The sequence below is a fragment of the Pseudoalteromonas aurantia genome, assembly GCF_005886875.1.
Classification (GTDB): Bacteria; Pseudomonadota; Gammaproteobacteria; order Enterobacterales; family Alteromonadaceae; genus Pseudoalteromonas; species Pseudoalteromonas aurantia_A.
In genome coordinates this window covers 24115-45328 of record NZ_PNBY01000068.1, presented here as the reverse complement: position 1 = coordinate 45328, position 21214 = coordinate 24115, and the positions used below count along the sequence as shown (strand labels likewise).

The following is a 21214-nucleotide window of genomic DNA, read 5'->3' as shown; positions in this document are numbered from 1 at the left end:
CTGCAATATTTCGACTTATTTTAGACTAATCGCCGAGTTTTAAGACGAAAAAAAGGCCAGTATGGGATACTGGCCAAATACTCTCTGCGCTCACATATTCGTTGCCAAACAACGAATATGAAATGAGGCCTATCCACGCCTCATAAAATAAGACCGTACAACCTTCAAAAGAGTTCCGTATAATTTAAAATATATTACGAAATGTAACCATCTTTTATCAGCAGTAGCAGTGTACTACTTACTATGATCCACAAAATCATAGCCATAGTAAAAGGTCGCCAGCCAGTTTCAACTAAAATTTTTCTTGAAACACCCGCTCCAATTAAAAACAAGGTTGCAACCAACACATGCTTTGCACCAGCATACAGGGTTTGCCACAGAAAATAGCCTTGTTCAAACCACGTATTACACAGTGCAGCCATTAAAAAGCCCACGATAAATAGCGGAATGCTAGCTTTCTCTTCACTCTTCCAAAAAACACCGGCTAAAGCAGTATACGGAATGATCCACATTGCACGTGTTAATTTTATGGTCGTGGCGATGCCAACCGCTAAAGGACTAAATGTCGCAGCTGCAGCAACTACACTGCTCGTATCGTGGATTGCCAACGCAGCCCATACAGCAAACTGTTGATCCGATAACCCAAAATACAGCCCAATACTGGGAAAGATCATCAACCCTATCGCGTTCAGTAAAAATACCACCGTCAATGCCACAGCAATTTCATGTTCTTTCGCTTTGATTACTGGTGCCATCGCAGCAATTGCACTACCACCGCAAATCGCAGTACCAAACGAGATCAAAACACCGGTATTTTTATTCAACCTGAATAATTGTGTGAGGATCTCACCTAAGCCAATTATGGCGGTGATACTCACAATCGTTAGGACAATTGAGCTTCGGCCCACTTCCAACACATCATAAATATTAACATTGAAGCCCAGCCCAATTACCGCTACTTTTAACATCCACTTACTGGCTTTGGAGCTCAACGCAACCATAGGGTTACCAAAAAACCACGTAAAAGCGATCCCCATAAATAGCGCCAGAGCAGGACCAACAAGGGGAGTGAAAGACAGCAGAAACAGGAGGAAGAAACCGACTGTATGTAATGGCACCATAATTTGAAACTCTATTTTTTAAGCACAAAAAAGCCGGATATTAAATCCGGCCGTAGCAGTTAATTTAAAATGAGCTGCTGCCCTGTGGCGAGGACGCCTGGGAAGCTTTCTTCTGGTAAAATATCTGCTAGTTCTCCTAGCTTTTCACCCAAGCTGTGCAAAGAACTGGCAGATACATTGATATGACCCATCTTACGCCCTGCTTTCGCTTCCTTAGCATACCAATGACTGGTCACGTCACTAACGGATAATACCGCTTGTGGGATCTGATGTTGGCCAAGCACATTGATCATAGCCGTGGGCCTCAATAACTCTGTAGAACCCAAAGGCAGACCGGCAACGGCCCGCATATGATTTTCAAATTGGCTTGTATGGCAGCCTTGCTGGGTCCAGTGTCCTGAATTGTGCACGCGAGGCGCAATCTCATTAACCAGTAATTCACCTTGCACATCGAAAAACTCAATGGCCAACACACCAACATAATCAAGACACGTTGCAATAGCATTAAAAGCACGCTCAGCTTGTTGCTGAATTGCCCCTTTTTCTTTACCTGCAATCGATAGTGTTAATACGCCATTAGTATGTTGATTTTCAGTCAGTGGATATATTTTACACTGGCCATTACGATCTCTAACACCGATGATCGATACCTCACGGTCAAATGGGATCATTTTCTCAGCAATAATAGAGTGCGGTGTTAATTCACTTCCTGCTGCTAAAAACTCTGCCATTTCAGCCCAAATAACGTCAACATCATCCAATGACTTTACTCGCCATTGACCTTTACCGTCGTACCCTGCTTGGCAGGTTTTAACTACCATTGGCATCGCCAGTTCAGTGATCGCATCTAAAAAGTGCTGTTTTTCTGTAATTAACTTATAGGGCGCGCAACGAACAGAGGCAGTATCTAGTAATGCTTTTTCCTTCGCTCTGTCACCCCCAGTTGCAATCGCTTCAGCACCCGGATAGAACTTACCGCTCGCAGAACACAGCGCTAATACATCTGCTGGGATATGCTCAAACTCAGCCGTGATTGCACAACTTTGCGCGATGGCCTCAGTCAATGAGAGTTCATGTATCTGCCCTGTTACCGGGTTGATGATCTGCTTATTCGCGACATCATATGCCAACACGTGTAAATCTAAATGCGTCGCAGATAAGCTCATCATGCGCGCTAATTGCCCTGACCCTAAAACTAAAATATTCATATTATTCAGCTGGATTTGGGTTAGCTAAAATAGTTTCCGTTTGTTCTTTACGGAATGCTTCAACCTTGTCAAATATTTCTGGTTGCTGACAACCCAATATTTGTGCAGCGAGTAATCCAGCATTTGCTGCACCAGCATCACCAATAGCCAATGTTCCTACAGCAACACCTTTTGGCATTTGGCAAATCGAAAGTAATGAATCAACACCATTTAATGTTTTAGATTTAACTGGTACACCCAACACTGGCAGGCTTGTAAAAGCCGCAGCCATACCAGGAAGGTGTGCAGCACCACCAGCGCCGGCAATAATGACTTTAATACCGCGCTCAGCAGCGGTTGATGCATAATCAGCCAAAAGTTGAGGAGTACGGTGCGCTGAAACAACTTTTGTTTCATACTCAATGCCAAACTTATCTAACATATCTGCTGCATGTTGCATGGTAGGCCAATCTGATTTTGAACCCATAATAATGCCAACCGTCATAGTAAATCCTCGGTAGTAGTAAATTGAACGATACGATATAAATCACAGTTTTGAATGTACTTTGGGGTATTCAAAACCATGCTAATTTTTGCGCGGTATTATACCTAACTATAGGGCTAATACCATTGTTATTACTGCTTTATGAAATACAGCGCATCTTATAAAAAGCAATAAAATTAACTGCGACCCAACCAAAAACCGCGCTCAAAAGCGCGGTTCGTTCAGTTATGGCTGCTCTTGTGAGGCAAGGTACTCTTCGTAACTGCCTCTAAAGTCAATCACTTTCCCGTCTTTGATTTCCCAAATACGCGTCGCGAGCGATGACACAAACTGCCTGTCGTGAGACACGAAGAACAAAGTGCCTTCATACTGCTCTAATGCTAAGTTAAGTGCTTCGATAGACTCCATATCCATGTGGTTAGTCGGCTCATCCATCAGCAACATGTTGTGTTTGAACATCATTAGCTTACCAAAAAGCATTCGACCTTGTTCACCACCAGAGAGTACTTTAACTGACTTTTTAATGTCATTTTGAGAAAACAGCATACGGCCCAAGTAGCTACGAATAACTTGCTCATCATCGCCTTCTTGTTGCCATTGCTCCATCCACTCAAACACCGTCATTTCTTTATCAAATTCTTCGGCATGATCCTGAGCGTAATAACCGATATTTGAATTCTCAGACCATTTAAAGTCACCTTCTTTAAGGTCTAGTCGACCTGCCAAAGAATGCAATAACGTTGATTTACCAACACCATTTTCACCAATAATAGCTATGCGCTCGCCGACTTCAACTAAACCTTCCAGACCTGAAAACAATAACTCATCATAACCTTGACCCACTTTATTGAGTTCAAGTGCATTTCTGAATAATTGCTTTGACTGCTCAAAACGAATGAATGGAGATTGACGAGACGATGCTTTTACATCATCCAGTTGAATTTTATCAATTTGTTTAGCTCGTGATGTCGCTTGCTTTGCTTTAGAAGCATTTGCAGAAAAACGCGAAACAAACTGTTGCAACTCAGCAATCTGTGCTTTTTTCTTAGCGTTTTCACTCAGTAGCTTTTCACGCGCCTGCGTTGCCGCAAACATGTACTCATCATAGTTACCTGGGTAAACACGCAATTCACCGTAATCAATATCTGCCATATGTGTACAGACTGAGTTTAAGAAATGACGATCGTGAGAAATAATTAGCATGGTGCAATCACGCTGATTCAGAATATCTTCAAGCCACTTGATTGTATAAATATCCAAGTTGTTGGTCGGTTCGTCAAGTAACATGATATCTGGATCAGCAAATAGTACCTGTGCTAACAGCACTCGTAATTTAAAACCCGGTGCCACTTCAGACATTAAGCCATAATGCTGCTCAGTGGGAATACCAACACCAAGTAACAATTCACCTGCTTTTGCTTCAGCTGAATAACCGTCCATTTCGGCAAACTCAGTTTCAAGATCAGCGACTTTCATACCATCTTCTTCACTCATTTCAGGCAAAGAGTAAATACGATCTCGCTCTGCCTTTACGCTCCAAAGCTCCTTATGACCCATGATAACAGTGTCAACAACAGAGTATTCTTCGTATGCAAATTGGTCCTGATTTAGTTTAGCTAGACGGGTGTTCGGTGACACACTCACGTTACCGGCGCTGGCTTCAAGTTCGCCACCCAGGATCTTCATCAATGTCGACTTACCACAACCATTTGCCCCAATCAGGCCGTAACGATTACCATCGCCAAATTTTACAGAGATATTTTCGAATAAAGGTTTTGCACCAAACTGCATGGTGACGTTAGCTGCGCTTAAAATAACAGGCTCCTCAGATTTATCTGAATTTACATTTCATCAGAGCCTGATTTTAAACTAAACGCGCGCGTAAAACCACGATGTTCAGGGAGAAGTTACGGCTTTATCCTCTTTCTGGCTATTTTTCAGTTGCGGGTAAGCAGCCCTGATATGCGCCATAAAATCCGTTGGACCCAGAATGAGTAAAAACAACAACATCCCCCCTGGTAGCAAAACCAGCTTTAAAATGGGCCCCAGTATAAAAGAGTAAAAACCTATAAAGGGTAAAAACAGTAAGTAACCTAATATCTTATACATAACACGTCCTTATAAATTGAGCGCGCTCATTATAATAATTGAGCACGCTCACAATCAAGCGAAATATGTGCTTGTATCAAAAATAGTGCTAGTATATTTGCAGACATATATGGGTAATGTTATGAATAAAAGAGAAAAAACATATTTAGCTATTCTAGATGCTAGCTGGAATTTATTTAATGAGTATGGCTATCATGAAACCACTACTCGGCAAATATCACAGCAAGCAGGTGTAGCAACCGGCACTGTTTTTAGTCACTTTCCTTCCAAAGCCGAAATACTTAAAGTAGCAATGTATCGTAAAATCGAAGACGTCATTAAAAATGCTGCTTTGTCAGATACTCACCATACGCCAAGATTAAAGCTGCGCCACTACGCTAAGCACCTATATGCTTTTTACTTAGAAAATAGAGAATTTAGTAAAGAGCTCGTTGTTTGTATTCTTTGGCAACAAGCTTACTTTGTCGACCAATTAGACGCGTTTAAACTGACCCTTTACTCAGAGACGCAATATGATGCAGCTCAAGCAAATATCATGATGGATTGTTACTTTATGACGCTGTTACAAGGCCTCTGTAACGAAGCGCAGACAGCTGATGAGATGGTCCGTGTACTGAGTAACAAATTACACTTAATTCAAAAATAAAGAGAAGGATTAAACTCATGTCAGAGAATTACACTGTATTCTTAATTGATAATGGTGGTGATCTGACTTGTCTGCGTCTTGTGACTCAACAAGGTAAAACTGAAGCCGGTTTAAGAGCTGTGCACACCGCGCATTATTGCGTGCCACTTTGGCTGATATAACCAAGTTACCATGAAACAGGGTATTGCCGTGCTGTATAGTTTGCACTAGGCAGTCTAGTGCTTCATACATAAGCCCCCTTCCCCAATACATACTGGACAGCTCAAAGCCAATATGGCACGTGTTGCTTAATTTATCATGATCATAGATGCCCAACGTACCGACGAACGTATTGCATGGCTTAAGTAACATAGCGTAACGTGTACCAACACCAAGATACATTTGCTCTAAGTCCCACTGTATCAGGGCTTTAATTTCATCACGGGATAAACACATACCATAATCGTTGTATTGCGCTACACGAGGATCATTAAGAATGCTCAATAGTACATCTGTGTCTCGATATGAAATTGGCCGAAATAATAAACGCGATGATTCAAGGTTCATTTTACATTGTACTGATTGGAAATTTTCAAAATTAGTATAAACTATCCGCGCAAAGTCAGTCTATCTAGGAAACCCAATGTCTGAAGAATTTGAAGTGATCCAACCTACCACGAAAGTATTTTGTCCAGAAAAAGGTGAAGGTTGGACATTAACTGGGATCACCGGTATCGACGAACAGACATCAGTCATGTTTAACGGGGTACGCTATACCATCCCTGCAAAAAAAATTGTAGAAGAGCTGCTCCCTAACTATCTAAAAATGAACAACAATGACTAACCCAACTAAAAAAACCAACCCTTTAGTACCAAATAAATGTTGATAAATTGTTTTGTGATGTAGATAATAGCCTAAGATTGCAAAGTCAATAACGGAAGCACTCGCCTCAAAGGATTAAGAAATCATATCTGTTATATGGATCGGATGTGACATTACTTTGTGTTGTATTAGCTGTTCGGGATGAACTACCTTAGGTATTGCACCATGCTAAAAACTTCACTAACTTTACCCGCACTTTCATTGATCGCAATTAGTATTTCTACCTCCGGGTATGCAAACGAATGTCAGGGTGAGCTCTATGGCATTAATGCTGGTCGTGGCGATTTAGGCTTATTATTTAGCTTAAATGAAGAAGCTCAAACTGCACAAGCCAACTCTGTTGCTAAATTTAGTTCTAGCGCTTTGGCGTTCGACAGCGCTACTAATCGAATGTACTATGTGGCCTCACCCCGTCCCACAGAATATGAAGTCGACATCAGTGGACTTGCTATCAGTGCTGATGAACTAGCGCACTTACCAATTAAAGGTAAAAAATATAGAACGACCAAACTCGCCTACTATGACTTCACGAGCCAAAGTCATACCACCGTGGGAACAACTAAGTCCGTCGTTGGGATGGTTTATGATAGTCAAAATGACGTTTTACTCGCTAATAGTTACAATAAGCTGTATCAAATTAACAAGGAGACTGGCGAAGCAACCGAGCTTGCTTCACTTGGCGGTGTATCGGGAAAATACCGCGGCGACCTAGTTATCCAAGATGCTAAATTGCTTCTTGTGACTTCTAGTTCAACCTATGAAATAAACCGCAGTAACTACTCATTAAGCTTGCTTTCTAGCCATGGGCTAACCTCAGTGACAGGTGCAACCCTTAACCAAGCGGGCGATGTGATGATCAGCCGCACCTTGATCAACGACCACGGTCACGCTAATAAGTCACAGTTATATGTCTTAGAACCGAGTACAGGGTCGACATGTCTTGTGGCAACCGTGCCAGTTAGATTAAACGACTTAGCAACTAACACCAACCAACCCGTTGCCTGTTACACCAATGCACAGTGTGGCACCGTGCCAAAGCCGTCGTTCTCGTTACAACCAGTGACAGACTCGGTTGTTGAAGGTGGTACGCTCACATACAGTGCGACCATCAGCGCGACGTTTAATGAAGATATCACGGTGGCTTTATCTATAACAGATGGCACAACGTCGCCAAGTGATTACACATTAACAACGAGTGCCGTAACCATTCCTGCAGGTCAAACAAGCGCGACCGTTACCATTCAAACAATTGATAACGATGTACACAGCGCAGACAAAACATTAACCGTCAATGCCACCGCACAAACAGGCGTTACAGGCCAAAGCAGCGCCAGTGGAACTATCATTAATGACGATGAAGCCTGTACTCCGGTAAATTACACTCGGATAAACTACCAATTTGTTTCTGAAAGCTCATTTTACAATAATGATTGGGGCGTTAAGGTCAATGGAAGTTATGTGAAGTTACTTGATGAATATGGCGCAAGCGGCAGTTACGACGTATTACAGTCAAGCTCTATTACTTATGTATTAGCCATAAAAGGGAATAGTAACCAGCTGACGACCAATATGAGACAAAGCGGTAATGTACAATACTGGGAAGATGAAAACGACAGTGATTACAATGATTTTGCTGTTCGAGTAACAACCCAAACGGTACAAAAAGGGTGTAACTAACCGTGTAATTCCTATCTCCGACATGTAGCAAGCAAAGCCAAAGTAAACGGAACACTTTGGCTTTTTATAGTTTTACAGTGTGATCCCAAACAGATCTGTTAACGCTGCATGAATTTGCAGTTTAGGTGTGTCTTCGGTGTAAGGTGCAACAGCCAGTAATGGCGCATCGATGCGCTGCCTGAGCGTCGCTAAATTCTCATCAAATTCCGCCATATCTTTGTCAATTTGATTAGCGACCCAGCCAACACACTTCACCCCTTGCATTTTTAAAACTTGCATTGTTAATAATGCATGATTTAAGCAGCCCAACTTCATTCCGACCACTAACAAAACAGGCAGCTGCTCGGTCTTAACCCAATCATACATATACTCGGTATCGTTAATCGGCAGTGCCCAACCACCCGCACCTTCTACCAACGTGAACTCCGCACCTAACGTAGCTAGCGCATGATAATGATGCTGTAACTGCTTTACCGTCACTTCAATACCTGCCCTTTTAGCCGCAATATGAGGCGCTATTGGTGGTTCAAAGCAAAATGGGTTAACTTGCTCATACTTCGCATGAGTCGATGCACATTCCATCAAACTCAAAGCATCGTCATTCACTAACTGACCAAACGCTTCTTCTGCGCCTGCTGCTATCGGCTTAAAACCAATGGCTTGGCGTTTGTGTTTAGTCAAAAATTTTAGCAATAACGACGTGACATATGTTTTACCAACTTCGGTGTCGGTGCCGGTAATAAAAAATGCACTCATCGTTTTATTAACTCCATTAATGCAACTTGATAGGTAACGGGTGCACACCCATTTGTTAAAGGGTAATTATTAAGAACTTTAGTGTAAGCTGCTTTGCCCATCAACCCTTTGTTAGCACGCCCAGTTTGCAATTGGTTTGCACCAATTTGCTTTATCGACTTTATCGCAGCCTTTGCATCAGGATACTCATCAACAAAACATTCCTGTGTCATAGTACGTACGTCAAAACCCGCGTCTATGGCATGCCTGTGCAATGTCGATAATGCTAAGAATGGATTAACATGTGCCCTACCATCGAGTGCATGCCAAGCGATATCTATCTCAAATAAGGAACCGGTCAATACCGACGACAACACAACTTGCCCATTCGGTTTACATAACCTCGCTAATTCAACAAATAGTTTAGCTGGATTTTGACTCCACTGAATGGCAAAGTTTGAGAAAACAACGTCAAATACCTGAGATTGGAATGGTAAATTATCCATATCAGCACATATGCGATGATCACCCACTTCTCCTTGCATGAGCATTGAGTGACTTAAATCCATATTAACGATAGAGTCAGCATAGTGCGCTAATGTCTGCTGGTGTAAAAGTGGCCCAGATCCTAAATCAAGTAAACTCTTGTTACCAGTTCGCAGCATACTCAATAACAAATGCGCTGCCTTGGCTTGTACTTTTGCATATTGACCATACTGGCCCGACGCCCTTGAAAAGCACTGGGCTGTATGTTGCTTCACACTGTTATTAAATTCATTATTTACAGACAAGATCGTCATAATACGTCACTTAAACTGTTCACCAAATGCGCTACATCTTCAGCCTGATGAGCCGCCGTGATCGTCACTCTTAAACGCGCAGTATTATGAGGCACAGTAGGCGGCCTTATCGCAGTTAACCATATATTGCGTGACTTAAGCGCCATCTGCGCTTGCAATGCATTTTCTGATGAACCTAAGACAATCGGTTGTATCGGCGTGTTTGATGCCAACACAGGGATGCTTTTTTTTGCACACAGTGTTTTGAACAACGTAATATTTGATTGCAAAGCATGACGCTGTGCGTCTGCATTGATGAGCCTATCAAGTTGTGTCAATGCGCTCTTTGCCATTAAGGGCGATAGCGCAGTTGAATAAGTGTACTCTCTGCTAGTTTGCAGTAGATAGTCAACAATGTCTTGGTGCGCTAGTATCGCTGCGCCTTGACTTGCCATCGCTTTACCAAATGTTATCACCAGTATGTCTGGTTTATTCGCACCAGCGGCGCTCCCGAGCCCTTGTTCACCCACCACACCAAATGCATGCGCATCATCAATCATTAGCCACGCATTGTGTTGCGTTTTTAGCGCACTTAATTGATCTATGGGGGCAGTGTCTCCATCCATTGAGAACACACCTTCACTGACTATGAGTTTGTTGGTGACATGACTCTTTTCTAATCGAGCGTGTAAATGATTCATATCATTGTGATTAAAGCGTATGTGTTTCGCACCACTTTGCAAAGCTCCATCAATTAAACTTGCGTGGTTAAGCTTATCTTGAAATATGACGCTATCTTTCGCAACGCTCTGCTCGCTAAACAAGGATTTAAGTACGCTACTGTTGGTACTAAACCCGCTGCTAAAAAGCAATGCAGCATCATATCCCAACAAATCGCACAGCTTTTTTTCTAGTTGTTTATGAATCGCTAAATAACCCGTCACTAAAGAAGAGCTTCGACTACCTGACTCACCACTTGCTGCAAGTGCACAGTCACCTAAGCCCAAATAATCATTACTGGCAAAGTTAATATACTGCTTTGAGTTAACAACGATATGCCGTGCATTAGCCTCTTCAACACAAATACGTGTTCTAAGCAACGACGCATCACGTCGCTGCTGAACACTGTCTTTTATAAATTCAAACGCCATTAGTTTGCTTCGTAAAATAACTCTGATGTGGCTTTATCTGCAATTGCGGATGATAGCGAGGCTTCATAGGCTTCGTCTGAATAATCATGACGCTCTTCAGGCTTCATACCGAGCTTCTTCAGCAAATTCATATCAGCATCTGCTTCTGGGTTTTCTGTGGTTAGTAGCTTATCACCATAAAAAATCGAATTTGCTCCAGCAAAGAAACACATAGACTGCATCTGCTCATTCATCGCGGTACGACCCGCCGATAGACGCACATAACTGTATGGCATCATGATCCGCGCAACAGCAATAGTACGAATAAACTCGAAGTGATCTAAATCTTCCACATCTTCTAATGGTGTACCTTTTACTTTAACTAACATGTTAATTGGCACACTTTCTGGCTGTTGCTCAAGGTTTGCTAACTGGATCAACAAACCAAAACGGTCAGATGCTTGCTCACCCATACCGACAATACCACCTGAACACACTTTCATTCCGGCATCACGCACATTATCAATGGTATCCAATCTATCTTGATAAGTACGTGTAGTGATTATTTGTTGATAGTATTCTGGCGATGTATCAAGGTTATGGTTGTAATAATCTAGACCTGCTTCTCTTAGAGAGTGTGCTTTATCATTATCTAGCATACCCAAGGTCATACAAGTCTCTAAGCCTAGCTCTTTGACTTCTTTTACCATCTTTTCAATGTATGGCATGTCACGATCTTTAGGATCTGACCATGCTGCGCCCATACAAAAACGCGTAGCGCCCTTGTTCTTGGCCAAACGAGCTTGTTCAACTACTTTTTCAACTTCCATCAAGCGTTCACGCTCAAGATCCGTTTTATAGTGCCCCGATTGCGGGCAATATTTACAATCTTCTGGGCACGCACCGGTCTTAATTGAAAGTAGTGTTGAGATTTGTACTTCATTGGGATTAAAGTTTTCGCGGTGAATACTCGCAGCTCGGAACAGTAAATCATTAAACGGCATTTCAAATAATGCTTTTACTTCCTTATGTGTCCAATCGTGACGAACTGTGATCATATTAATTCTCTTTATTCTTGTTACAAGTGTCTAAATAACGTGCACTTAGCTTGACGGTCATTGGCTTAGTCTACGCAGTGGCGTAGTATTGTCAACGACTAAGCAACCACCAAGGTTTACAAGTGAGCAAAAATAATACAATAGATTTAGATTTTGATAAAAAGCATATTTGGCATCCTTACACGTCAATGATTGACCCACTCCCGGTATACCCTGTTAGTCACACAGACGGCGCTTACCTTTACTTAGAAAGTGGCGAACAACTGATCGACGGTATGGCCTCCTGGTGGAGTGCGATTCACGGTTACAATCACCCCAAACTGGTTAATGCAATCACAGAGCAAGCGACCACCATGAGCCACATCATGTTTGGCAGTATTACGCATGCACCCGCAATAACACTGTGTAAAAAGCTGGTCGAGATCACCCCTGCTCCTCTGCAAAAGGTGTTTTTAGCCGACAGTGGTTCAGTTAGTGTTGAAGTCGCGATAAAAATGGCCCTGCAATATTGGCTCAGTCAAGGCCAGCATACTAAAAGCAAACTGATGACCGCTAAAAAAGGTTACCATGGTGATACCTTTGCTGCGATGAGTGTATGTGACCCAGTTAACTCTATGCATAGCATGTATCAAGGCTTTTTACCTGAGCATATTTTTGTTCCAGCGCCGAGTGCATCTATCGCGGGTGATGTAAACCAGCAAGAGCTACTCGAATTGGAGTTGACTTTTAAGCAACATCATCATGAAGTTGCTGCCTTTATAATAGAACCCATCGTGCAAAATGCAGGAGGAATGAACTTTTACCATCCCGCCTATTTAGCAAAATTAAGAGCATTGTGCGATGAATATAATGTGCTTCTCATCTTAGATGAAATAGCCACGGGGTTCGGTCGTACAGGTAAGTTATTTGCCAGTGAACATGCCAATATTAGCCCTGATATTTTATGTATTGGTAAGGCGCTTACTGGCGGAATGATGACACTTTCAGCAACATTAACGACCGATAATATTGCATTAGGAATTAGTAAAGGCAGTGCGGGAGTATTAATGCATGGACCAACCTTCATGGGTAATCCATTAGCCTGCGCTGTTGCATCTGCCAGCATAGAACTATTATTTGAAAATGACTGGCAGGCGCAAGTGACTCGCATTAGCAAAGCCATGCAAGCTTTAACACAGTGTATACAGTTAGATGAGGTTCAGGATGTACGAATCCTTGGTGCGATAGGTGTTGTCGAAGTAAATCGCACCATTGATGTGGCTAAAATTCAAAAATTCTTTATTAGCCAAGGGCTTTGGATCAGACCGTTTGGTAAACTTATTTATATCATGCCGCCATATATTACCTCTGACCAACATATTACCGCCTTATGCAATGGTATTTACGCGGCAATCGTGCAACAACAGTATTAACAGGCTATGCTGTGGGCAAGGGCTATAAATACTGACACCTGACAGGTCTTAAATCTAAATTATTGCAAATATTCGTATTCAAACTGAACTTTGTTCCTAAACCTGATAGACTACGCCCTTTTTTTAATGTAGCAAGCCAAAAAAGGGCAAATATGCAACAAACCGTCAAATTGCAGCCAGTCGAAGCGTATAAAGCGCCTCGATTCACCGTTTATCAACATCGTCAAATTGACAAGATTGAACAACTGGACAAACTACCTGAACACCTTCGTTTTGAAATGAAGGTTGTTGCTAATGTCTTCCCATTTAGGGTGAATAATTTTGTTATTGAAGAATTGATTGATTGGGACAAAGTCCCTAATGATCCTGTTTTTCAGCTTACTTTTCCTCAAAGAGGTATGCTCGATGATGAATCATATGATGAGATGGCCGCTTTACTGCAACGTGAGCATACCCCTGAAGATGTATTCAATTTAGCAACAGAGCTTCGCCAGAAATTTAATGCGCACCCTGCTGGGCAAATGGAAAAAAATGTCCCTGAATACGAAGGCGAGCGCGTTGATGGTATTCAGCATAAATATAAAGAAACCGTGTTGTTCTTCCCTTCACAAGGTCAATACTGTCACTCTTATTGCACGTTCTGTTTCCGTTGGGCGCAGTTTGTTGGCAAAGCAACACGCTTTAATAACAATGATGAAGACTTACTTCATAACTACCTGGCTGAGCACACCGAGGTCACTGACTTACTCATGACCGGTGGCGATCCTATGGTAATGCGAACTGTTAAGCTACGTAAATACCTAGAGGCATTAAAAGAGCCACGCTTCGATCACATTCGAACGATTCGGATCGGGACTAAATCCCTGACATTCTGGCCATTCCGTTATGTTACCGACCCTGATGCCCAAGAATTACTCGTGCTATTAAAAGAGTTGGTAGATGCCGGTAAACATGTTTCTATTATGGCTCATATCAACCATAAGCAAGAGTTACGTACCGAGGTTACCAAAGAAGCGATTCGCTTAATTCGTCAAACGGGTGCTCAGATCAGAACACAGGCTCCCCTGCTTAACAACATTAATACAGACCCTAAAATGTGGTCAGAGATGTGGAAAGAGCAAACACAAATGGGCATGATCCCGTATTACATGTTCATTGAACGTGATACGGGCGCTAAACGTTATTTCGAGTTACCACTTTATAAGAATTGGGAAATTTTCCGCGAGGCTTATAAAGAAGTATCGGGTGTAAGCCGAACTGTGCGTGGACCTTCAATGAGCGCAGGCCCCGGTAAAGTTGAAGTGTCTGGCGTGAGTGAAATAAATGGCGAAAAAGTGTTTGTACTGCGCTTTATACAAGCTCGAAACCCAGACTGGGTTCAACGACCATTCTTTGCTAAATATGATGAAAAAGCCACCTGGCTTGATGGGTTAGTTCCAGCTTTTGGTGAAGAAAAATTCTTCTGGCAAGACGAATACGACGCGATGTAAACACGCTGCTTCGAGACGTGATTAAAATAGTAAGTGACCTCATTGCGTAGGTCACTTTACTCTATCAATAAACATAAAATTAAGCAGGTTTTATAACAAAACCTTTTTCTATCCCACCTTTAAACCCAACCGACTCATAAACCCGATGTGCTGATGTGAGCGCTTCTCCAGATAACACCATCACTTTTGCACAATCATGTTGCCATGCAAGTTTGAGCGCATACTCAAGTACTTTTCGGCTTAACCCTTGCTTGTGAAAATTCTGACTGGTATCAACATGTTTAATGATCCCAAAAGGTCGTGCCTCATTTGCAATACTGCGATTTAAACCCAGAGCACAGGTTAATGCTAATTCGCTATCACGCTCAGCAACATCGTCGGTTCATCTATTAGTTCGCCCCATTTTGTTCTTGCAAACTGCGCTTCAAGCTCCACATCATGTGGTCGTAGTTCTTTATAGAGCGCCAGCACCCCCTTTAGATCTTCTCTTATCGCCAATCTTATCATCCTCACGCCTTGTGCTAATTCTGTTCACAATATGCAGTCATACTATCAATACTTACACGTACCCAAAAATACAAATTCGCGTACTCCAATATGATTAGAAACTATTTATTATTGCAATATAGAGTTAGATGCCAATTGCTAAATATTGATATTTCCATCTACAACTAATTGATTAATTTCAATGAATGTACATCATAAAGAATAAAAACGGTGCTGATTGTAAAATTTTAATCGAATTGAGATACTAATTTTTGATTACATTTATGATTATTAGAATATATATAAAACATAAACTTAAGATTAAAGTACGAGTTAAACCCCTTGCATTGTTACAAAATTATTTCAAAAACCGACTTAATGTAAAAATAAAATATTTTGATCTACATCAAGTTATGGTTAAATTACACCTTAAGGACTCAAAAACTTATTCTTTTAATGGCAATAAGTTTACTACATGGATGTGAACATTAAAGAGCAACAATAATTGTGGTAAACAATATGAATAAAAAAATACTTGTATCAGCAGCACTCGCGCTTTCATCAACAACGCTATTTGCATCAAACCAAACATTTCAAGCCAGCATAAACGGTTGGAGTGAACCTACTTTTGCAGAAACAAATGCGCTGCATTTTGGTAAAATTCGTCTTGCATCTGGTTCAACATGTACCATGGATAATGCAGGTGCAGTAACAGGTGACTGTGATGCATCAGATGCAAACATTCAACTCGGTGGGATCACGGTATCAGGACTTGCGCCTAACTCAGCAATGAATATCACGGTATCGGGCAGTTCAAGTGCAAATTTAACATTCGCACCTGCCACAACCGCAACAGATGGTACATCGACAGAAACAACGGCAAACGGCGTTGCAACTGCTTTCACAACGGATGGCTCTGCATCTGACATAACCATTAACGTATACGGCCAAATGTCAGTAGACACCGCGCTAACTGCAGGTGCCGACTACAGTGTTGATTATACCGTCGATGTGTCATTTCAATAAATAGCCCACATTAACTTTATAAGCTAGATTTTTAGCTAACCAAGTAATACTTATTTGGTGGAGCATCGCTCCACCTCATCTTATTCTCATTTATTCGAGTCGGTAAGCTGTATCATGATCCGAAAAAACATCACCAAGCTGTGGCTTTTTGTTCTTGTCTTTTTTTCACATAACGTATTCGCCAATTTAGCACTATCTGAATATCGATTATATTTTGATAATCAAACTAAAAATAATGCCCTGATGATCCGTAATACATCAGATAAACGCCTTGACTTTAAACTCATGCTAACCCACAAAGACATGACAGAAGATGGCGCATTAATAGATGTCCCTCTATCTGAAGTCACAGAGCGCTCAGCAAAAAGTATGCTGCGTTTTTCACCGCGCAGAGGCAATATCGCCCCAAAGCAGATTCAAGCAATTCGTATGACCGTTCGTAAAAAGGCAGATTTACCACACGGTGAATATCGTGCTGTTTTGCGTATTATCGCATCCGAGTCGTCTGAACCGTCGGCCACAGGGATCAGTATAAAACCTAAGGTCGCTTATAGTGTCCCTGTTATTGTAAGACATGGTCGTTTAACTGCAGACTCAGCATTAGTGAACCCACAATTTGTCACTCAAAATGGCCGTCCAACTGTAATGCTATGGCAAACATTGTCTGGTGACCGGTCTTTATATGGCAACTTTACGGTATTAAACGAGAATGAACAGGTCGTAGGTGAAGTGCGTAACGTCGGCGTATATACGCCGCTTTCTCGTAGGAAAGTATTCATTCCGTTGCACGCACCAGTTCAAGGCCCAGTTACAATACACTACCAAGAAAGCACACAATATGGTGGTAACATCGAACTAGAAGTCCCTATGCAACTTTAGTTATAAGCATAGTTACCGCGCGTTTTAGCATGCGTCTGCTTTTGGTTATTGGTATTTTGCTTTGTAGCTTTACTGCTTTGGCTCAAACAAAATCCTTAAATCCACTCGTTCAATGGCCTCTCAATGAGGAGGCTTTTGTGATCGTCAATGTTAAACTAAATGGCCGCTCTATTACATCTGATATGGAAGCGTACTATACCGAAAACAAACGCTTACTCATGCCGGTAAGTTTACTTAATAATACACTCGATATTACCATTGACATCAATGACGGGATTTTAATCGCTCAATTAACACAACAAGAAGAAACCTATTCCACCACATTATTAATGGAGACACCTCGGCAGTCCACCAGCTGGCTATGGGTGAAGGATGACTTTGATCATTATATCGATCTCGCACTCTTAAATGAAATATTAGGTACACAATCAAAGTTTAACTACTCTCTTATGCAGGTGTCGTTTTCCACTACCCTGGTTGACGCCACTCAATCAAATATGCGTGCACAATTAAATGGCTCTCAGCAAACAACGGTACAATTTGATCATAGTGTTAATGACGAATATCAACACTTTACTTATCCGGTTACTGAATACGATATAACGACACAATATAACGCTCGCCAAGGTCAACTGAAAAGTGCATTGCGGCTCAATAGCTACTTCGATCTGCTGAATCATCAAGCGCAATGGCGATTGAATCAAAATAACACCCAAACACACAGTTTCTTCAAGTTAAGCAAGCACGTTGATTTACTGTCAAATGATACGTCTTTAACCAGCCCTAATTATGAATTAGGCGATATTCAAGCCCGTCAAGATCCATTGGTAATGGTTGCAACACAAGGTCGTGGGTTCACCCTTTCGAATGCAAACCCACAGTCATCTGATAGCTTTTCTTCCATTACAATCGAGGAGCCAACACTGCCAGGCTGGATTGGTGAACTGTATCGTAATGGTCAATATATTAGCGCTTCTGAAGCTAAAAATGACAATGTTGTACGCTTTGATAATGTTGAAACATTTTATGGTAATAATGTGTATGAAATTAAATTATTTGGCCCACAAGGAGAGCAAATAACCCGAGTACAAAAAGTCACTGTCGGTAAAAATGCGCTTGCAGCTGGTCAGATCAACTACCAATTTGACATACTTGATGCCCAGCACAACTTATTTAAAAGCAAGCAATCAAATACACAGCCATTTAAAACCATGCTTGCTTCAGGCGTATCTTATGGGCTTACCGATACATTAACCATTGATACACATCTCACCTTGCTAAATAGCGAAAAACTTGTCCCTTATTTTCGCTTTGGCGTTCACGGTATCACGACACAAGGCAGCTACAAATTAGCCATTGCCAAACAAGTTGACGCAGGTCAAGCTATGTTTGCAGGCTATCGAGGGGTGATCAGTCAATGGACTGAAAACGACATCAGCCTTAACCTAGAAACCAGTATCATTGATGATTTCACCAGTGGCGTCTTTCTTGATCAAGCTCACCCTTTAAAAAGTCGCTTTTCTTTGGCAATGAACAGTAAATTAGCCAATACCGATAATATTAGTTGGGATCTGCGGTGGCTACACGAACACAGAAAGCATACATCATCACGTAACATTACATCCGTCGGATTTAATAGCAGTTACTTAGGGGGAACCTGGTCTAATCAATTGCAATATGATGATTCTCAAGCGTCGCTTTTAAATAGGCTCTACTGGTCGCAAGATATTGCACGCTGGCGTTTGACCAATGCAATAGATTGGCTCCCTCTAGAAAGTGGCGCATTAAAAAATATTCGTAGTACACTGCGCTGGCCACAAACACATAATAGCTTTAACCAAACACAGTTATCTTACAATCCGAATGCCAAGGCAAAAATGCTGCTAGGTCATCAATATACCTATCGCCATCCTTATTTCAATATGAGCTTTTCAGGGCAATATGACAGCCTAGACGATTGGCGAGTATCTTTTGGGTTAAGTGGAACATTTAGCTTTGATTATGTTGAGCAAGCCTTGATTTTCAACGCGCCCAGAGCACTTAACAGCGGACAATTAGAGATCCACTCATTTATCGACTGGAATAATAACCAAGTATTTGACTTACATGATGAGCCATTGGATAACACCGCTCTAACTGGAAATTATCGCTGGAAAGGACGTCAAACTAATCAAGCTGGAAAAGTGCTGCTCCCCAGTAGCAGCGGAGGTCAAATACTTGAAATTGATGTTAGATCTCTACCTAACCCCTATCTGAACTCAACGCATGGAAAAATAAAAACAATATCACACCGTGGTGGCGTCAGTACCGTCAACTTGCCTGTTACGGTATTTAACGAAGTAGAGGGCACAGTCTATGTGGCAGAGTCAGATTTAAGTAAGCCCGCAGCGGGCGTTTCTGTATTTCTGCTACGAAATGGTAAAAAACCGCTTGAAACGATTACCCAATACGACGGATATTATTATTTTCCCAATGTGCCTGCTGGTACATATACGGTGCATATAGAGTCAAACCTGCTCAATATTGAGCAATTTACGGCTCAAAATATACCTGAAAAAATCATTACCCCAAAAACAGGTGATACACTAATTCTGCGAGATATAATCTTGACTGCGAACAACACTCATCTCGAAAATCCAAAAAACACATCGCCGCCAACTCCCCTTTCCTCTCATTATTTTGTTCAGCTTGGGGTTTTTAAAAAATTTAGCTCTGCCCTCGTTGTCGCCAAGGAACTTAATGCTCATATAACAAAATTACAATTTTATAGAAACCGGACGCACAACAATTATTATATGATATCAGGACCTTATAAAACGCAAGCTGACGCGCAGACGATGATCAATACTGTGTATAAGCTGCCATCTTTATTCGGTAGTTTTATGATTGATGCTCGACGTTACCAGTCAAAAGAATGGCAAAAATTAGGGACGTTTGAAAAAAGTAAACATGGAGAAACTTTCTTTTGCCTCTATGCACACACCGCTTTAAAACAACACGCGCAGGCGCGGCTAACCAAGGTAGATAATGCCTTTTTAGTTAAATCAAAGAACAGACAATACCTTGCACTCTCAGGCCCTCATCTAACGTCAAATTTAAATGAATGTGATTCATTACCTTTGTCTAAAAACCAGCAGCGAACTAAGGTGTCTTGGGGTGAACTTGCTAATTTACTTTACTAATACGATTAAAAATAACCAACGAATCAATTTCTCTCATATGACTTACGTCAGTGCAATGGACTTCGCAAATTGCACCAAATGAATCTAGCTGCCATGTATTATCTGATTTTGAATACAGCATGCAGGCAGATCTTTTTAAATCTTGTTTAATGGCGTTAACCACTTTACAGCTCGAAAACACACCTAATTGAGTAATTTGATGATTGAGGTGTAATTCCTGCGCTATTACTCCAGCTTGAAAGCTCTGTTTACCTTGTACAGGTGTTAAAAAGTATAAGCTTGCTATCATTAAACTCAAACATAGCAACACTGAAGACTGACGAAACATAGACTGGTTATCCATCATATTGATGGAATAAGTTTAGCGGGTTCTTAGCAACAATAAAGTTCCAAAACGTTCCCTGCATCATCAATGCGTTTTCAGTTAACAAATTATCCGTTTCATGTTGCTTTAAATGCGCTCAAATAAGAAAACACAGCATATCTTTGTTTTCCTTTATATTAATTTACATATATTTACTTATAAATAATGTGATCTTCAACCAGTTCGATACCCGCGCTTTCCATCAAATTAAGCACTAAATAAACGCCCCTGCCTGTTACTGTTTGGCAATACGAGTCTGTGCTCTGATTTTCAATATACAGATTCGCATAAGTACAACCATTCGTTCTTGTACTTGGTTGTAAATATTCACAAGCCAATATTGCTCTGTTATGCCGTTTTTTTTTACATTTTTAAAGCTTAGCAATGAAGACTTAAAGCAATAGTTAGACATCTGTTACGGATCAAGAACCGTCATTTTATTAACGCTATTTGGCTATTTTCCCGGCATAGTTCACGCGGTATGGATCATCGCTAATAAATAGCCTCATTAGGTTTTACACATCCTAAAAAATGGCCATATTAGTTACTAATACGGCCATTGTCTT

Annotated in this window: 21 protein-coding genes; 9 read left to right on the top strand and 12 right to left on the bottom strand. The window is 41.3% G+C overall.

The annotated features are described in order from the left end of the window. Nucleotides 1-194: 194 nt before the first annotated feature. From CWC18_RS14080 to CWC18_RS14065, 4 genes are all read right to left on the bottom strand, one after another. On the bottom strand, nucleotides 195-1121 hold the full coding sequence (locus tag CWC18_RS14080) for a YeiH family protein (RefSeq protein WP_138675500.1): 927 nt from the start codon (nucleotides 1119-1121) through the stop codon (nucleotides 195-197). Nucleotides 1122-1180: 59 nt separating this feature from the next. Continuing rightward, nucleotides 1181-2329, bottom strand: coding sequence for a 5-(carboxyamino)imidazole ribonucleotide synthase (locus tag CWC18_RS14075; RefSeq protein WP_138589518.1), 1149 nt, complete (start codon nucleotides 2327-2329; stop codon nucleotides 1181-1183). Nucleotide 2330: 1 nt separating this feature from the next. Continuing rightward, a complete protein-coding gene (gene purE / locus CWC18_RS14070; RefSeq protein WP_119860601.1) occupies nucleotides 2331-2813 on the bottom strand; it encodes a 5-(carboxyamino)imidazole ribonucleotide mutase in 483 nt (160 codons plus the stop codon). A gap of 225 nt (nucleotides 2814-3038) precedes the next feature. Then, nucleotides 3039-4628, bottom strand: a complete 1590-nt coding sequence (locus CWC18_RS14065) for an ABC-F family ATPase (RefSeq protein ID WP_138589519.1) — start codon at nucleotides 4626-4628, stop codon at nucleotides 3039-3041. A 415-nt stretch (nucleotides 4629-5043) separates the two neighbouring features. Between CWC18_RS14065 and CWC18_RS14055 the strand changes: the two genes are divergently transcribed. Next, on the top strand, nucleotides 5044-5568 hold the full coding sequence (locus CWC18_RS14055) for a TetR/AcrR family transcriptional regulator (RefSeq protein ID WP_138589521.1): 525 nt from the start codon (nucleotides 5044-5046) through the stop codon (nucleotides 5566-5568). A 15-nt stretch (nucleotides 5569-5583) separates the two neighbouring features. Here the strand turns inward: CWC18_RS14055 and CWC18_RS14050 are convergent, their stop codons facing one another. Continuing rightward, nucleotides 5584-6114, bottom strand: a complete 531-nt coding sequence (locus tag CWC18_RS14050) for a GNAT family N-acetyltransferase (protein ID WP_138589522.1) — start codon at nucleotides 6112-6114, stop codon at nucleotides 5584-5586. Nucleotides 6115-6190: 76 nt separating this feature from the next. Here CWC18_RS14050 and CWC18_RS14045 point away from each other — a divergent pair, with 76 nt between their 5' ends. Both CWC18_RS14045 and CWC18_RS14040 read left to right on the top strand, forming a co-directional pair. Beyond that, the gene (locus CWC18_RS14045; RefSeq protein ID WP_138589523.1) at nucleotides 6191-6391 is read left to right on the top strand and encodes a hypothetical protein; all 201 of its coding nucleotides are present in this window, start codon (nucleotides 6191-6193) and stop codon (nucleotides 6389-6391) included. 204 nt (nucleotides 6392-6595) lie between these two features. Beyond that, a complete protein-coding gene (locus CWC18_RS14040; protein ID WP_138589524.1) occupies nucleotides 6596-8107 on the top strand; it encodes a Calx-beta domain-containing protein in 1512 nt (503 codons plus the stop codon). Nucleotides 8108-8179: 72 nt separating this feature from the next. Here CWC18_RS14040 and bioD read toward each other — a convergent pair whose 3' ends face one another. Genes bioD through bioB form a run of 4 tightly spaced genes read right to left on the bottom strand, consistent with a single transcriptional unit; the run spans nucleotide 8180 to nucleotide 11809 of the window. Continuing rightward, a complete protein-coding gene (gene bioD, locus CWC18_RS14035) occupies nucleotides 8180-8863 on the bottom strand; it encodes a dethiobiotin synthase (protein WP_138675499.1) in 684 nt (227 codons plus the stop codon). Beyond that, on the bottom strand, nucleotides 8860-9642 hold the full coding sequence (locus CWC18_RS14030) for a methyltransferase domain-containing protein (RefSeq protein WP_138675498.1): 783 nt from the start codon (nucleotides 9640-9642) through the stop codon (nucleotides 8860-8862). Before CWC18_RS14030 ends, bioD begins: the two co-directional genes overlap by 4 nt. After that, nucleotides 9639-10772 carry an aminotransferase class I/II-fold pyridoxal phosphate-dependent enzyme gene (locus tag CWC18_RS14025; protein WP_138675497.1) on the bottom strand — a complete coding sequence of 378 codons (1134 nt, stop codon included), beginning with the start codon at nucleotides 10770-10772 and terminating at the stop codon, nucleotides 9639-9641. Before CWC18_RS14025 ends, CWC18_RS14030 begins: the two co-directional genes overlap by 4 nt. Continuing rightward, nucleotides 10772-11809: a biotin synthase BioB gene (gene bioB / locus CWC18_RS14020; RefSeq protein WP_432760766.1), complete on the bottom strand. Its 1038-nt coding sequence runs from the start codon at nucleotides 11807-11809 to the stop codon at nucleotides 10772-10774. Before bioB ends, CWC18_RS14025 begins: the two co-directional genes overlap by 1 nt. A gap of 122 nt (nucleotides 11810-11931) precedes the next feature. Here bioB and bioA point away from each other — a divergent pair, with 122 nt between their 5' ends. Together bioA and CWC18_RS14010 are read left to right on the top strand one after the other, a co-directional pair. Continuing rightward, on the top strand, nucleotides 11932-13221 hold the full coding sequence (gene bioA, locus CWC18_RS14015; RefSeq protein ID WP_138589529.1) for an adenosylmethionine--8-amino-7-oxononanoate transaminase: 1290 nt from the start codon (nucleotides 11932-11934) through the stop codon (nucleotides 13219-13221). A gap of 152 nt (nucleotides 13222-13373) precedes the next feature. Beyond that, the gene (locus CWC18_RS14010) at nucleotides 13374-14711 is read left to right on the top strand and encodes a KamA family radical SAM protein (protein ID WP_138589530.1); all 1338 of its coding nucleotides are present in this window, start codon (nucleotides 13374-13376) and stop codon (nucleotides 14709-14711) included. Between the two features lie 79 nt (nucleotides 14712-14790). Here the strand turns inward: CWC18_RS14010 and CWC18_RS21545 are convergent, their stop codons facing one another. Both CWC18_RS21545 and CWC18_RS21540 read right to left on the bottom strand, forming a co-directional pair. Next, entirely contained in the window at nucleotides 14791-14997 is a 207-nt protein-coding gene (locus CWC18_RS21545; protein ID WP_249348206.1) for a GNAT family N-acetyltransferase, read from the bottom strand. Between the two features lie 62 nt (nucleotides 14998-15059). Next, complete coding sequence (locus CWC18_RS21540; RefSeq protein WP_249348202.1) at nucleotides 15060-15218, bottom strand: hypothetical protein; 159 nt, start codon at nucleotides 15216-15218, stop codon at nucleotides 15060-15062. 498 nt (nucleotides 15219-15716) lie between these two features. Here CWC18_RS21540 and CWC18_RS14000 point away from each other — a divergent pair, with 498 nt between their 5' ends. The 3 genes from CWC18_RS14000 to CWC18_RS13990 all read left to right on the top strand — a co-directional run bounded on the left by CWC18_RS14000 (nucleotide 15717) and on the right by CWC18_RS13990 (nucleotide 20284). Beyond that, nucleotides 15717-16223: a hypothetical protein gene (locus tag CWC18_RS14000; RefSeq protein WP_138589531.1), complete on the top strand. Its 507-nt coding sequence runs from the start codon at nucleotides 15717-15719 to the stop codon at nucleotides 16221-16223. A gap of 114 nt (nucleotides 16224-16337) precedes the next feature. Then, a complete protein-coding gene (locus CWC18_RS13995) occupies nucleotides 16338-17102 on the top strand; it encodes a hypothetical protein (protein WP_138589532.1) in 765 nt (254 codons plus the stop codon). 137 nt (nucleotides 17103-17239) lie between these two features. Beyond that, nucleotides 17240-20284 carry an SPOR domain-containing protein gene (locus CWC18_RS13990; protein ID WP_249930136.1) on the top strand — a complete coding sequence of 1015 codons (3045 nt, stop codon included), beginning with the start codon at nucleotides 17240-17242 and terminating at the stop codon, nucleotides 20282-20284. On the opposite strand, the gene CWC18_RS13985 is transcribed toward CWC18_RS13990, so the two are convergent. Beyond that, nucleotides 20268-20573 (bottom strand): hypothetical protein, encoded by a 306-nt coding sequence (locus tag CWC18_RS13985; RefSeq protein WP_138589534.1) that lies wholly within the window; start codon nucleotides 20571-20573, stop codon nucleotides 20268-20270. The genes CWC18_RS13990 and CWC18_RS13985 overlap by 17 nt on opposite strands. Before the next feature lie 485 nt (nucleotides 20574-21058). On the opposite strand from CWC18_RS13985, the gene CWC18_RS21865 reads away from it, so the two are divergent. Next, nucleotides 21059-21151: a YqaE/Pmp3 family membrane protein gene (locus CWC18_RS21865; protein WP_138589544.1), complete on the top strand. Its 93-nt coding sequence runs from the start codon at nucleotides 21059-21061 to the stop codon at nucleotides 21149-21151. Nucleotides 21152-21214 lie beyond the last annotated feature (63 nt).

Coding starts and splice junctions, on each gene's coding strand:
- CWC18_RS14025 (WP_138675497.1), bottom strand. CDS start 10,772: ATGGCGTTTGAATTTATAAAAGACAGTGTTCAGCAGCGACGTGATGCG.
- bioD (WP_138675499.1), bottom strand. CDS start 8,863: ATGAGTGCATTTTTTATTACCGGCACCGACACCGAAGTTGGTAAAACA.
- CWC18_RS14030 (WP_138675498.1), bottom strand. CDS start 9,642: ATGACGATCTTGTCTGTAAATAATGAATTTAATAACAGTGTGAAGCAA.
- CWC18_RS13995 (WP_138589532.1), top strand. CDS start 16,338: ATGATCCGAAAAAACATCACCAAGCTGTGGCTTTTTGTTCTTGTCTTT.
- CWC18_RS14080 (WP_138675500.1), bottom strand. CDS start 1,121: ATGGTGCCATTACATACAGTCGGTTTCTTCCTCCTGTTTCTGCTGTCT.
- CWC18_RS21540 (WP_249348202.1), bottom strand. CDS start 15,218: ATGATAAGATTGGCGATAAGAGAAGATCTAAAGGGGGTGCTGGCGCTC.
- CWC18_RS14055 (WP_138589521.1), top strand. CDS start 5,044: ATGAATAAAAGAGAAAAAACATATTTAGCTATTCTAGATGCTAGCTGG.
- CWC18_RS14050 (WP_138589522.1), bottom strand. CDS start 6,114: ATGAACCTTGAATCATCGCGTTTATTATTTCGGCCAATTTCATATCGA.
- CWC18_RS14040 (WP_138589524.1), top strand. CDS start 6,596: ATGCTAAAAACTTCACTAACTTTACCCGCACTTTCATTGATCGCAATT.
- CWC18_RS14075 (WP_138589518.1), bottom strand. CDS start 2,329: ATGAATATTTTAGTTTTAGGGTCAGGGCAATTAGCGCGCATGATGAGC.
- CWC18_RS14010 (WP_138589530.1), top strand. CDS start 13,374: ATGCAACAAACCGTCAAATTGCAGCCAGTCGAAGCGTATAAAGCGCCT.
- purE (WP_119860601.1), bottom strand. CDS start 2,813: ATGACGGTTGGCATTATTATGGGTTCAAAATCAGATTGGCCTACCATG.
- bioB (WP_432760766.1), bottom strand. CDS start 11,809: ATGATCACAGTTCGTCACGATTGGACACATAAGGAAGTAAAAGCATTA.
- CWC18_RS13985 (WP_138589534.1), bottom strand. CDS start 20,573: ATGATAGCAAGCTTATACTTTTTAACACCTGTACAAGGTAAACAGAGC.
- CWC18_RS14045 (WP_138589523.1), top strand. CDS start 6,191: ATGTCTGAAGAATTTGAAGTGATCCAACCTACCACGAAAGTATTTTGT.
- CWC18_RS14000 (WP_138589531.1), top strand. CDS start 15,717: ATGAATAAAAAAATACTTGTATCAGCAGCACTCGCGCTTTCATCAACA.